This window comes from Rhodoferax sp. (assembly GCF_013297935.1).
Lineage (GTDB): Bacteria > Pseudomonadota > Gammaproteobacteria > Burkholderiales > Burkholderiaceae_C > Allorhodoferax.
In genome coordinates this window covers 72310-84762 of record NZ_JAAFIX010000008.1, presented here as the reverse complement: position 1 = coordinate 84762, position 12453 = coordinate 72310, and the positions used below count along the sequence as shown (strand labels likewise).

Here is a 12453-nt window from a genome sequence, read left to right as displayed (position 1 = left end):
ATGCACTTAACTGCACTTAAGAAGAAACCATGAAACTTACTGCGATTCGTATGAAAAATCGGGACTTGATGTCCTGGTTGCGGGTGGTGCTCAATTTGAACGATTCCCGGTGGGGACGCGGAGACGACAAGCAAGAAAATCCGGGCTCAGAGTCCGCACCGAAGCCGGAGGGCGAGTCGGACAGGCCGTCGGCGCATCCAGGGGTACAAGGTGGCCAGCCTAAAAACACCGCGCAGTCGGGTCCGCCGGACCTTGACGAGCTGTGGAGAGATTTCAATCGCAAACTCGGCGGCTTGTTTGGTGGCGGGCAAAAACCGCCTGCCGGCAATGGCGGCGGTGGTTTCCAGCCTGACATGAAAAATGCCGGTATCGGTGCCGGGTTGATCGTTGGTGTAGTGGCCCTGATCTGGCTGGGAACCGGTTTCTTCATTGTGCAAGAAGGTCAGCAAGCCGTGATTACCCAGTTCGGCAAGTACAAGTCGACGGTAAACGCCGGCTTCAACTGGCGTCTGCCATACCCGATTGAGAAACACGAGTTGGTTTTCGTAAGCCAGATCCGCTCGGTGGATGTGGGGCGTGATGTGGTCATGAAGGCTACGGGGCTCAAAGAGTCCGCCATGCTCACAGAGGATGAAAACATTCTTGATATCAAATTTGCCGTCCAGTACCGCCTGAGTGATGCTCGTGCGTTCTTGTTCGAGAGCAAAAATCCGGGTGAGGCTGTTGTGCAGGCCGCGGAAACTTCGATTCGCGAGGTTCTCGGGAAAATGAAAATGGACGCTGCGCTCTCTGAAGAGCGTGACCAGATCGCACCGCGGGTGCGGGCCTTGATGCAGACCATTCTGGATCGCTACAAGGTGGGTATTGAAGTGGTGGGGGTCAACCTCCAGCAAGGCGGTGTTCGCCCACCAGAGCAAGTGCAGGCATCGTTTGATGATGTGCTCAAAGCGGGTCAAGAGCGCGAGCGCGCAAAGAATGAAGCGCAAGCCTACGCCAACGACGTGATCCCACGGGCTGTTGGTTCTGCATCCCGTTTGAAGGAAGAGGCCGACGCTTACAAGGCTCGCGTGGTAGCGCAAGCACAGGGTGACTCTCAGCGTTTCCGCTCTGTATTCGCGGAGTATCAAAAGGCGCCACAAGTCATGCGCGACCGCATGTACCTCGACACCATGCAGCAAATTTACAGCAACGTCACCAAAGTGGTGGTCGATTCGAAGCAGGGGTCCAACATGCTTTACCTGCCATTGGACAAGGTCCTCCAAATGACGGGAGCTACTTCAGGCGTTGATTCCGCCGGTGCCACGGCGGCAGCCGCGAACGCGACAACGCCTGCCGGCCCGACAGGTGCCGCAGCCGCGACAACTACCGTAGACCCCCGCAGCCGCGATGCTGCGCGAACCCGCGAACGCGACGTGCGCTAGGAAAGAACTATGAACCGCATTGGACTGATTTTTTCTTCGTTGCTGGTGCTGTTGGCACTGGCTAGCTCAACCTTGTTTGTCGTGGACCAGCGCCAATTCGGCGTGGTCTACGCTTTGGGTCAAATCAAGGATGTCATTACCGAGCCTGGCTTGAACTTCAAGCTGCCGCCGCCGTTTCAAAACGTGTCCTATATCGACAAGCGTTTGCTGACCCTGGACAGCACCGATGCTGAGCCCATGTTGACCGCTGAAAAACAACGGGTCGTCATCGACTGGTATGTGCGCTGGCGCATTACTGAGCCCTCTGAGTACATCCGCAATGTCGGGTTGAATGAAGGTGCCGGAGCCAGCCAGTTGAACCGTGTGGTGCGCAATGCCTTCCAGGAGGAAATCAACAAGCGCACGGTCAAGGAATTGCTCTCGCTGAAGCGCGAAGACTTGATGGCAGACGTAAAGGCCGAAGTACTCGACAAGGTTCGGGGAGCTAAGCCGTGGGGTGTTGATGTGGTGGATGTGCGCATTACCCGGGTGGACTATGTCGAAGCCATCACGGAATCGGTCTACCGCCGGATGGAAGCGGAGCGTAAGCGCGTGGCCAATGAGCTGCGCTCTACCGGTGCTGCTGAGGGCGAAAAAATCCGTGCTGATGCCGACCGCCAGCGCGAAATCGCCATTGCCAATGCTTACCGCGATGCTCAAAAGATCAAAGGCGAGGGCGATGCCGAAGCTGCCCGTATCTACGCTGAGTCGTTCGGTAAAGACCCTCAGTTCGCGCAGTTCTACCGGAGCCTCGAAGCCTACAAATCGAGTTTCGCGAACAAAAGCGACGTGATGGTGCTGGATCCGAGCGGCTCTGAGTTCTTCAAAACCTTCCGCAATGGTGGCGGAAACGCTCCTGCGGCCAAAAAATAAACGTGAACGCTGACACGTTGTGGCTAGCACTGGCCCTGGTGCTGGTGCTAGAAGGTTTGTTCCCATTTGCGTCACCCCAAGGGTGGCGCAAGCTCTTTCAGCAGCTACTCCAACTGCAGGATGGCCAGATCCGTTTTTACGGCTTGTGCAGCATCCTTGTGGGTTTAGTCAGCATTTGGTACTTGCTACCCTGAAATTTGGGGCTTAAGGCCGGTAAAATCTCCGTTTTAACAGCCTCCCCTCAATTCCATGTCTGCTTGGGTCCTCCCGGATCACATTGCCGATGTGCTGCCGTCCGAAGCGCGCCACATCGAAGAAATACGTCGAGAACTCCTGGACATGGCCCGTTGCTATGGCTACGAGCTCGTGATGCCTCCATTGCTGGAGCATCTGGAGTCTCTCCTTTCCGGAACCGGCAAGGCACTGGATCTGCAAACCTTCAAACTGGTCGATCAGCTATCCGGCCGGACCATGGGTTTACGGGCGGACAGTACCCCGCAAGTTGCGCGGATCGATGCCCACCTGCTCAACCGCAAGGGCGTTACCCGCCTGTGTTACTGCGGTCCTGTGCTACATACGCTCCCTGCCGTACCTCACGCGACCCGTGAGCCCCTCCAGTTCGGCGCCGAAATTTATGGGCACGCCGGCTTGGAGGCTGACCTCGAAATACTGGCGCTTTCTCTGGACTGTCTCAAGGCTAGCGGAGTGGGTGGCTTGACCGTAGACATGGCGGATGCCCGCATTGTCAGCAGCCTGCTGGCGGAGTCCGGCCTGAGCCTCTCCCAGCGTACCGAGGTCTTGGCAGCACTGGCCTCCAAAGACAGCAGCGCTTTGAGTGAGCTGACTTCCGGTTGTCCCGACGGCATGTCCGCAGCGTTGCAACTGCTGGTCAAGCTTTACGGCGGTGTTTCGGTGCTGGCGCAGGCGCGTGCAGAGTTGCCAAAGCTACCGGGTGTACTCGAAGCACTTGATCATTTGGAGTGGGTCGCGAGTCACCTGGACGGTGTCAAAGTCACCTTTGACCTTGCGGACTTGCGAGGCTATGCCTACTACACCGGCATGCGATTCTCCGTTTACGCCCAAGGGGCGGGCGATGCCTTGGCGCGTGGCGGCCGGTATGACGAGGTGGGCTCGGTTTTCGGTCGCAAGCGGCCGGCCGTGGGCTTTAGCTTGGATGTGAAGGTCCTGGCCCAAGCAGCACAGGTGCGTCCTTTGCGTGCGGCTATCCGTGCCCCTTGGGGCGAGGCTCCGGCCTTGCGCTCAGCAATTGCGGGTTTGCGCCAACAGGGCGAAACCGTAGTGTGTGTCCTTCCCGGGCACGAAAGTGAAGTCGATGAGTTCCATTGCGACCGTGAGCTGGTGCAAGCCGCTGGTCAGTGGGTCGTAACAGCAATTTAATCCTGAGCGAAATGAATACAACCAAAGGTCGAAATGTAGTGGTCGTCGGCACCCAGTGGGGTGATGAAGGCAAGGGCAAACTGGTCGATTGGCTCACCGAAAGCGCCCAAGGCGTGGTGCGCTTCCAAGGTGGCCATAACGCAGGCCACACACTGGTGATTAACGGCGTGAAAACCGCGCTGCACCTGATTCCCTCGGGCATCATGCGTCCCGGCGTTAAGTGCTACATCGGCAACGGGGTCGTGCTGTCCGCGGCCAAGTTGTTTGAAGAAATCGAAGGCCTGGAAAAAGCGGGTGTCGAGGTTCGCTCCCGTTTGCGCGTGAGCGAGGCTTGCCCCCTGATTTTGCCTTTCCACGTGGCGCTCGATGTGGCGCGCGAAGCTTTCCGCGAGAAGGGCGGCACCGCCAAGATCGGCACGACCGGTCGCGGCATCGGCCCCGCCTATGAAGACAAAATTGCCCGTCGTGCATTGCGCGTGCAAGACCTGAAGCACCCTGAGCGCTTTGCCGCCAAGCTGCGCGAGTTGTTGGATCTGCACAACCATGTGCTGGCCAGCTACCTGGGCTCTGAGGCGTTTGACTTCGGCCCGTTGTTGGCGCCTTTCATGGCCAATGGCCGAGTTCAGTTTGAGCCGGTGTTCCAGCAGGCCATGGAGCACGCAGCTTTGCTCAAGACCATGGTTGCAGACGTTTCCCGCGAACTCAACGAAGCCCATCTGGCAGGTGCCAATCTCCTGTTTGAAGGCGCACAAGGCACTCTGCTCGATGTCGACCACGGCACCTACCCCTACGTGACCTCCAGCAACTGCGTGGCGGGCAACGCAGCGGCCGGCTCCGGCGTGGGCCCCGGCATGTTGCATTACATCCTCGGCATTACCAAGGCTTACTGCACCCGTGTTGGCGGTGGTCCTTTCCCCACTGAGTTGGACTGGGAAGTGCCCGGCACCCCCGGCTACCACATGAGTACTGTGGGCGCCGAAAAGGGCGTGACGACCGGTCGTTCGCGTCGTTGCGGTTGGTTTGATGCTGCGCTGCTCAAGCGCTCTGCGCAGGTCAACGGCCTGTCTGGCCTGTGCATCACCAAGCTCGACGTGTTGGACGGCCTCAAAGAGTTGTTGCTCTGCACCGGCTATGAGGTGGACGGTGAGAAGGTCGACATCCTGCCCATGGGCGCCGACGAAATTGAGCGCTGCAAGCCAATCTACGAAGTCATGGAAGGTTGGAGCGACAGCACAGTGGGTGTCACCCAGTACGACAAGCTGCCGGTGGCTGCGCGTCTGTACCTGCAGCGTATCGAGCAGGTAACCGGGGTTCCTATCCACATGGTGTCGACCAGCCCTGATCGGGACCACACCATCATGATGCGCCACCCGTATTTGCCAGAGTAAGCCGGTTTTATGCGTTTTATGCCTCTAGCCCCCGTAAATACTGCGCAAGCAGCTATCTTTTTAGGAGCATTTTGATGTTGACTGAAGACGGTAAACACCTCTACGTAAGCTACGACGAGTACCACAATCTCATCGAAAAGCTGGCCATCAAGATATTCCAGTCCGGCTGGGAGTTCGACACCATTTTGTGCCTCGCCCGTGGCGGCATGCGTCCGGGGGACATTTTGTCCCGCGTGTTCGACAAGCCTCTGGCCATCATGTCGACCAGTTCTTACCGGGCCGAGGCGGGCACGCAGCAGGGCAACCTCGACATTGCCCGCTACATCACTACGCCCAAAGGTGAAATCGCCGGGAAGGTACTGTTGGTGGACGACCTCGCGGACTCCGGCCACACGCTGAATGCGGTGATCAACCAGTTACGCAACAACTATGCCCCTATTACGGAGCTGCGCAGCGCCGTCATTTGGACCAAGGCGGTCAGCGTGTTCACCCCCGATTACTCGGTGGAGTTCCTGCCCACGAATCCCTGGATTCACCAGCCTTTTGAGAGCTATGACTCCTTGCGCCCCCAGCAACTGATCCAGAAGTGGAGTGTGTGACACCTGTGCGTGTCGTTGACTGCCATGACTGATCGGATTACCCACCTCATTCACCACCCTTACCAGCCACCGGCAGGTTTTGAAGCGCCACAACCCGGCGTGTTCAAGGCATCCACCGTGTTTTTTCCCACCGTCGCTGCCATGCGCAGCCGCCAGTGGATAGACAAGTCGGCTTACACCTACGGCCTGCACGGCACGCCTACCAGCTACGCGCTGGAAGCGCGCTTGGCGACTCTGGAGGGTGGGGACGAGTGTTTGCTGGTGCCCAGCGGCTTGGCCGCATTGGGCCTGGTGGCCATGTCGCTGCTGAAAAGCGGGGATGAAGTGCTGGTACCTGACAACGCCTATGGTCCGAACAAGGCCATCGTCGAGGGTGAGTTGCAAGGCTGGGGAATCACGCACCAGTACTACAACCCGATGGATCCTGAGGATCTGGAAGCTCAGATATCGAGCCGTACCAAGCTGGTCTGGCTGGAGGCTGCGGGCTCCGTGAGTCTGGAATTTCCCCATCTGGTGGAAATGGCGCGGATTTGCCAGCGCCGCAAAACCATGACTGCGCTCGATAACACCTGGGGTGCAGGCCTGGCATTCTGCCCGTTCGACCTGGTCCCCGGGGCGGCGGAGCGGGTGGGGGTAGACATCTCTGCCCATGCCCTCACCAAATACCCCAGTGGGGGCGGTGACGTGCTCATGGGCAGCGTCATCACCCGCAATCCGGGTCTGCACCTCAAGCTCAAGTTGACCCACATGCGGTTCGGCATCGGGGTGGGCATGAACGATGTGGAAGCGGTGCTTCGCTCTTTGCCGACGATCGACCTGCGCTACAAGGCACATGATGCGGCAACCCGCTCGCTGGCAGCCTGGGCGCAGACCCAAGCCGAGTTTGTGCAGGTCATGCACCCCGCGTTGCCGGAGTCACCTGGCCACAGCCATTGGAAGGCTTTGACGGGCGGCGAGATCGGCACCGCAGCGGGGTTGTTCAGTGTCATGCTCGACTCCCGCTTCAGCCAGACCGAGGTCGATGCTTTTTGCGATGCCTTGCGCCTCTTCAAGCTCGGCTACAGCTGGGGTGGTCCTATCAGCCTGGTAGTGCCCTACGAACTGGAAACCATGCGAACCGGCTGGCCCGAGCACTTGCTGCGCGGCACTTTGGTCCGGTTCTCGGTCGGCTTGGAGAACGTGGCCGACCTTCAGGCAGATATCGCCCAAGCACTCGAAGTCCTTCGCTGACTGCGTGTTTTCCTGAGTAGGCAAGGCATGGAGGAGGGCGTAGGCTGCTCCCCATGAGCACTTCCTCCGACGCTGATTCCGTCCCCTACATTCCGCCACCCTCTCAGGCTCCCCGCAAGACGGTGGTGGACCTGCGTTGGAGTGACCCTGTGCGGTGGATTGTGCGCGGCCTGCAGGACTACCGGGCGCACCCGGGCATAGGCTTGTTTTACGGTATTGCGTTTACCGTTATGGCACTGGTGCTGAGCGCAGTGTTCCGCAGCAAGCCCGAATACACCATGACCATTGCTTCGGGTTGCCTTCTGGTAGGCCCTTTTCTCGCCATGGGGTTGTATGAGGTCAGCCGCCGCCGTGAGGCCGGTAGTCCGCCCTCGCTGGGGGCATCCATCACCTGCTGGGACCAGCATCTGGGCAGTATGGCGATGCTGGTTCTGGTGTTGATCGTGTTGGAGTTGCTGTGGGGCAGGGCCTCCTTGGTGGTGTTTGCTGTGTTCTTCAATACCGGCATGCCTTCCACAACCGGTGTGGTTCAAGCGGTCTTCAATCCTGAGAATCTGGAGTTCGTGCTGGCCTACGCAGTGGTCGGCGGGGGCTTTGCAGTGCTGGTGTTCGCACTGAGTGTGGTGTCGATACCCATGATTCTCGACCGCGACACCGATGCCGTGTTTGCGGCCATCACCAGCATCGAGGTGTTTCTGACCAACCTCGGCGTCATGTTGTGGTGGGGAGCCTTGTTGACGGGCTTGCTGACCGCAGCACTCATGCTGCCGTGGCATGTCGGGCTGCTGCTAGTCGGGCCCTTGTTAGGCCACGCCACCTGGCACGCCTACCGTGGAGCCGTGCACTGGCCGGCAGCCGAAATGCCGGCCGATCCACTGCAAAACACCGAGGCCCCGGCCTGAGTGGGGGCTGAGGTGGTAAAGTGGATCCCATTAACGAAAGCACACATTGGCAACACCCAACTACGGATACGAAAAGCGTCAGAAAGAACTGGCTAAAAAGAAGAAAAAAGAGGAGAAGCTCAAGCAAAAAGCCGAGCGGAAAACGGGCGACGAGCCTGAACTCAACCCGAACGAAGCCGCTGAACTGGTTGCCGGAGAAGTCGCTGCTCCCGACGCTGAGCCACCGGCTGCTTAAGCACCCCTCACGAATACCGCTGTTTCAGCGACAACCTCCTCCGGTGAATTTCACTTGAGGAGGTTTTTTATTGCCGGCCACATCGTGTTCAGAATGGTCGGGTGCGCCTCCTCCCGGGGGTGAATCCGGTCGGCCTGAAACAGGGCAGTGGCATTGGGGGCATCGGCTACGCCCTTGAGTAAAAACGGTACCAGCGCCGCTTTGGTGCTCTTGGCAACCGTGGCAAAAGTCTCGCTAAACCGCTTGGTGTAGTCCTGCCCATAGTTGGGTGGCACCTGCATGCCTGCGAGCAACACCTTGGCACCCGCTTGCTGGGCTGCCCGTGTCATGGCGGCCAGGTTGTCTTGGGTCATGGAGAGCGGCAGGCCGCGCAAGGCGTCGTTGCCGCCCAACTCAATCACCACCACAGAAGGCCGGTGCTGGGCCAACAGCGCGGGCAAGCGCGAGCGGCCGCCCGAGGTGGTGTCACCACTGATGCTGGCATTGACCACCGTCGCCGGTATTTTTTCTTTGCTCAGGCGTTGTTCCATCAGCGCGACCCAACCGGTGCCGCGCTTGAGACCGTATTCGGCGCTCAACGAGTCCCCGAGCACCAGAATTTTGGCTCCGGCCGCACCGGGCGGCGCTGCATCTTTGGCCAAGGCCGGGCTTACCCCTGCAAAAGAGGCCAGAATGAGCACCGCGATACAGTGTCTACGAACTACAGAGAGCCCCATGAGTGATTCCATTATTTCGGTTGAGCATGTTTTCAAAGCGGTGACAGATTCCACCGGCACGCTGGAGATCCTGCGTGACATTGATTTTGCACTCAATGCCCGTGAGACCGCAGCTATTGTGGGGGCATCCGGCTCGGGCAAAAGCACCTTACTGTCCATCATTGCTGGGCTCGACAGCCCCACCCGCGGAACCGTGCGCCTCGCAGGACAAGACATTTTTGCCATGGACGAAGACGCCCGCGCCGCCCTGCGCGCCCGCCAAGTCGGCTTTGTGTTCCAGAGCTTTCAGCTCTTGGGCAACCTGACTGCGCTGGAAAACGTCATGCTCCCCTTGGAGCTGGACGGCCGCAAAGACGCTCGCTCCGCAGCGACCGACATGCTCGCACGCGTGGGCCTGTCGCAGCGCCTGAACTCCTACCCCAAGGTGCTCTCCGGCGGGGAGCAGCAGCGCGTGGCACTGGCCCGTGCTTTTGTGGTCAAACCCGCGGTGCTGTTGGCCGACGAGCCCACCGGCAGCCTGGATTTTGCAACCGGCGAAAAAATCATGGAGCTGATGTTTGACCTCAACCGCGAGCAGGGCACTACGCTGGTGTTGGTCACCCACGATCGCGGAATTGCCGCAAGATGTGACCGCCGGATCTTGATCGAAGCGGGCCGTGTTGCCTCTGAAATCCCGGCCGAAGTGTGACTTGATTGGCCCCCGTGGCCGCTGGCGATACAGGGCACCTCGCTCCAAGGCCCGATAATCGGGGCATGTCATCTCCCAAAGTTCTATTCGGCTTCCATGCCGTGGGTGTGCGTTTGAAGACCGCGCCCAAATCCATTGTTGAAATTTATTACGAGCCCACCCGGCGTGATGCCCGCATGCGCCAGTTTCTGGAGCGGGTGGCTGAAGCCGGTGTCCGTGTGATTGAGGCCGATGGCATGCGCCTTGCCAAGTTGGCTGGCAGCCACGGTCACCAGGGCGTGGCGGCCCGCGTGCACGAGCTCAAGCAAGTGCACTCGCTGGACGAACTGCTGGAAAACCTCGAAGCCGCCAACGCCGAGCTGCCACTGGAAAAACGCACCCAACCGCTGATTCTGGTGTTGGACGGCGTGACCGACCCGCACAACCTCGGCGCCTGCTTGCGGGTGGCCGACGGCGCCGGTGCCCACTGCGTGATCGCCCCCAAAGACCACGCCGCCGGCATCAACGCCACCGTGGCCAAGGTCGCCAGTGGTGCTGCCGAAACCGTGCCTTACTTCATGGTGACCAACCTGGCGCGCACGCTCAACGAGCTCAAAGAGCGCAACATCTGGATCATTGGCACCAGCGACCAGGCAACCAGCGACCTGTACCAGGCCGACCTCAAAGGCCCCGTGGCCTTGGTGCTGGGCGCCGAGGGCGACGGCATGCGCCAACTCACCGCCAAAACTTGCGACCAATTGGTGAGCATTCCCATGCAGGGCGCGGTGGAGAGCCTGAATGTGTCGGTCGCCAGTGGCGTGTGCCTGTACGAAGCACTGCGCCAGCGCACTCACTAAGGCTATTCGGTTTTTTACCTCTGGGAGATGATGATGTTTGCTACGAAAATGAGAGCTGCCTGCGCACTATTAGTGGGGGCTATAGCCGTATTTGGCTTGGTTGCTTGCACCCAGGAGCAACAAAACAAGCTGGGCCGTGAAATCCAGAACTGGACCGGCACCAACGGTGTTCTGGAGTTTTATGCGGGCGACAAGCTCGTGCGCCGCTTTATCAAAATCGACAAACTCAGCACCGCCATGGGCACTGACGATGGCAAGCCGCGCCCCTATCGCTTTGGCTATGGCGTGTTGGACGAGAACCTGAACTTCACCGCAGACAGCGGCGAGAAGAAGGTGTATTTCGAAATCAGCGACTACGGCTCCAACTACCTGTTCTTCGAGAACCCGCGCTAAACGCCCCCTCCATGCCCGCACCCACCGCGCCCCTGAAACTGGCCGCAGTGGCCTGCGCTCTCTTGTTTGGCGGGCTGGGCATCTACCTGGCGCCTTTGCAACCCAGTGTGGTCGCGCTGCAGTTCACTTTTACCCCGAATGCTTTTGCCCAAGTACTGCAAGCGTGGGGCCCCGAAGGCGTACAACGCTTTCGCACCCACTTGGCCGTCGATGGGCTTCTGCTGCTGAGCTACAGCGCGGCCGGTTACTTGGCCGTGGCACGTACCCGTGTTTTTCGACCTCTGGCGACATGGCTGCCCCTGCGTTGGGTAGCACTGCTGTTGCCACTGGCGGCACTGTGTGACGCTGGGGAGAACCTGCTGCACTGGGGGCTGACACAGGGCGACGCTTTGGCTGCGCCTTCGGGCGCTACTTGGTACTTGGTAGCGGGTCTGTGCGCGGCTTTCAAGTGGGTGGGGATTGCTGTGTTTGCGCTGTCCGCAGTCATCGCACGATTGCGGTGCTAGAAAGTCTTGGGAGGGCCTATTTCAGGTGGCTACTTGCGACCCATAGCAGTGCGAGCGAACTCCGAAATCAATGCCGGCACGCCGACATTCCTTCGCCATCCGCTCTGGTGAACGGGCCTTGCTGCGGTTTGGATAGCAAGTCCAAGACCGCATCAGGGTGCGCCTGCCCTTGGGCCAGCAGCGACTTGCGCAAGGACCGCAGGCATGACGATAGAGAGAACCACCGAAGTCAGCAAAGTGTTGCCTTTTAAAGTACGGGCCATGCAACCTGCCATCAATCTACTCAATTCGCAACCCTGTAAAGTGAAGCTCTGATGAATTGCTTGGACACCGCCTGGAAACTGTACGCCGCCGAGTTGCGGTCATGGCTGCGCCGTCGGCTGAGCCAAGCACAAGATGCGGACGACCTGATGCAGGATGTGTTCATGAAGGCACTGCGCCAGGGAAACCAATTTTGCAGTGTCCAAAACGCCAGAGCATGGCTGTTTGAAGTCACCCGGAACACGCTGGCGGACCGCCTCAAGCTTCAACGCGAGATGGTCGAATTGCCAGAAGACCTGGTGGCCGCCGGCGGCGAATCGGATGCCGTGGATGAACTCACAGCGTGTCTGCCTCGGGTGCTGTCAGAGCTCAGTGATTTGGACAGGGAGGCCATCACCTTTTGTGATCTTCAGGGTATGTCGCAGGCCGACTATGCCACGCATGCAGGGCTTAATCTCAGCGCAGCAAAATCCCGCCTTCAGCGCGCGCGGCAAAGATTGAAGGACCGAATGACCACGGCTTGTAAGGTCAGAATCGATACCACAGGACATGTCGAGGACTTTGTGCCCCGCCCACCACTTGACGCTCCCCATTCGGGACCGGGTTAAAACCGTACCCGATATGTCTATACGTCACCCTGCCGGCGGAGGCTGCAGCACGATGACTGCCATGCCGATCAAGGCGATGCCGGCCCCGGCGATGTCCCAGCGGGTCAGCGCCACACCATCCACGAAATAGAGCCAGGCCAGCGCCACGGCGATGTACATCCCCCCATAGGCTGCATACGTGCGCCCAGCCGCAGATGGGTGCAGCGTCAACATCCAGGCAAACAAAGCCAGCGACATGGCGGCGGGTATCAGTAGCCATGCGGCCTTGCCCTGCTTGATAACGAGCCAAGGCAGGTAGCAACCAACGATTTCGGCCACCGCCGTGACGCCAAACAGCAGGGTGACTTTCAACATGTCCAT

Annotated in this window: 16 protein-coding genes; 14 read left to right on the top strand and 2 right to left on the bottom strand. The window is 59.4% G+C overall.

Going from position 1 to position 12453, the window contains the following annotated elements; translation table 11 throughout:
• The first annotated feature begins 29 nt into the window (after window positions 1–29).
• From hflK to QZW03_RS12525, 9 genes are all read left to right on the top strand, one after another.
• Window positions 30–1421 carry an FtsH protease activity modulator HflK gene (gene hflK, locus QZW03_RS12565; protein ID WP_296510346.1) on the top strand — a complete coding sequence of 464 codons (1392 nt, stop codon included), beginning with the start codon at window positions 30–32 and terminating at the stop codon, window positions 1419–1421.
• Window positions 1422–1430: 9 nt separating this feature from the next.
• Window positions 1431–2333 (top strand): protease modulator HflC, encoded by a 903-nt coding sequence (gene hflC, locus QZW03_RS12560; RefSeq protein WP_296510345.1) that lies wholly within the window; start codon window positions 1431–1433, stop codon window positions 2331–2333.
• Window positions 2334–2335: 2 nt separating this feature from the next.
• A complete protein-coding gene (locus tag QZW03_RS12555; protein WP_296510344.1) occupies window positions 2336–2527 on the top strand; it encodes a DUF2065 domain-containing protein in 192 nt (63 codons plus the stop codon).
• Between the two features lie 55 nt (window positions 2528–2582).
• Window positions 2583–3731, top strand: a complete 1149-nt coding sequence (locus QZW03_RS12550; RefSeq protein ID WP_296510343.1) for an ATP phosphoribosyltransferase regulatory subunit — start codon at window positions 2583–2585, stop codon at window positions 3729–3731.
• 11 nt (window positions 3732–3742) lie between these two features.
• Entirely contained in the window at window positions 3743–5119 is a 1377-nt protein-coding gene (locus QZW03_RS12545; RefSeq protein ID WP_296510342.1) for an adenylosuccinate synthase, read from the top strand.
• 74 nt (window positions 5120–5193) lie between these two features.
• The gene (locus QZW03_RS12540) at window positions 5194–5718 is read left to right on the top strand and encodes a phosphoribosyltransferase (RefSeq protein WP_296510341.1); all 525 of its coding nucleotides are present in this window, start codon (window positions 5194–5196) and stop codon (window positions 5716–5718) included.
• A gap of 24 nt (window positions 5719–5742) precedes the next feature.
• A complete protein-coding gene (locus tag QZW03_RS12535; RefSeq protein WP_296510340.1) occupies window positions 5743–6948 on the top strand; it encodes a PLP-dependent transferase in 1206 nt (401 codons plus the stop codon).
• 53 nt (window positions 6949–7001) lie between these two features.
• Window positions 7002–7850 carry a DUF2189 domain-containing protein gene (locus tag QZW03_RS12530; protein WP_296510339.1) on the top strand — a complete coding sequence of 283 codons (849 nt, stop codon included), beginning with the start codon at window positions 7002–7004 and terminating at the stop codon, window positions 7848–7850.
• A 46-nt stretch (window positions 7851–7896) separates the two neighbouring features.
• Window positions 7897–8085, top strand: coding sequence for a hypothetical protein (locus QZW03_RS12525; protein ID WP_296510338.1), 189 nt, complete (start codon window positions 7897–7899; stop codon window positions 8083–8085).
• A gap of 50 nt (window positions 8086–8135) precedes the next feature.
• Here QZW03_RS12525 and QZW03_RS12520 read toward each other — a convergent pair whose 3' ends face one another.
• Window positions 8136–8801 (bottom strand): arylesterase, encoded by a 666-nt coding sequence (locus tag QZW03_RS12520; protein ID WP_296510337.1) that lies wholly within the window; start codon window positions 8799–8801, stop codon window positions 8136–8138.
• Here QZW03_RS12520 and QZW03_RS12515 point away from each other — a divergent pair.
• The 5 genes from QZW03_RS12515 (at window position 8800) to QZW03_RS12495 (ending at window position 12093) form a co-directional block, all read left to right on the top strand.
• Window positions 8800–9489, top strand: coding sequence for an ABC transporter ATP-binding protein (locus QZW03_RS12515; RefSeq protein ID WP_296510336.1), 690 nt, complete (start codon window positions 8800–8802; stop codon window positions 9487–9489). The genes QZW03_RS12520 and QZW03_RS12515 overlap by 2 nt on opposite strands.
• A gap of 65 nt (window positions 9490–9554) precedes the next feature.
• Window positions 9555–10325: a 23S rRNA (guanosine(2251)-2'-O)-methyltransferase RlmB gene (gene rlmB / locus QZW03_RS12510; RefSeq protein WP_296510335.1), complete on the top strand. Its 771-nt coding sequence runs from the start codon at window positions 9555–9557 to the stop codon at window positions 10323–10325.
• 48 nt (window positions 10326–10373) lie between these two features.
• Complete coding sequence (locus tag QZW03_RS12505; protein ID WP_296510414.1) at window positions 10374–10718, top strand: hypothetical protein; 345 nt, start codon at window positions 10374–10376, stop codon at window positions 10716–10718.
• A gap of 11 nt (window positions 10719–10729) precedes the next feature.
• On the top strand, window positions 10730–11224 hold the full coding sequence (locus QZW03_RS12500) for a hypothetical protein (protein WP_296510334.1): 495 nt from the start codon (window positions 10730–10732) through the stop codon (window positions 11222–11224).
• A 314-nt stretch (window positions 11225–11538) separates the two neighbouring features.
• Window positions 11539–12093, top strand: coding sequence for a sigma-70 family RNA polymerase sigma factor (locus QZW03_RS12495; RefSeq protein WP_296510333.1), 555 nt, complete (start codon window positions 11539–11541; stop codon window positions 12091–12093).
• 24 nt (window positions 12094–12117) lie between these two features.
• Here QZW03_RS12495 and QZW03_RS12490 read toward each other — a convergent pair whose 3' ends face one another.
• Complete coding sequence (locus QZW03_RS12490) at window positions 12118–12453, bottom strand: YnfA family protein (protein ID WP_296510332.1); 336 nt, start codon at window positions 12451–12453, stop codon at window positions 12118–12120.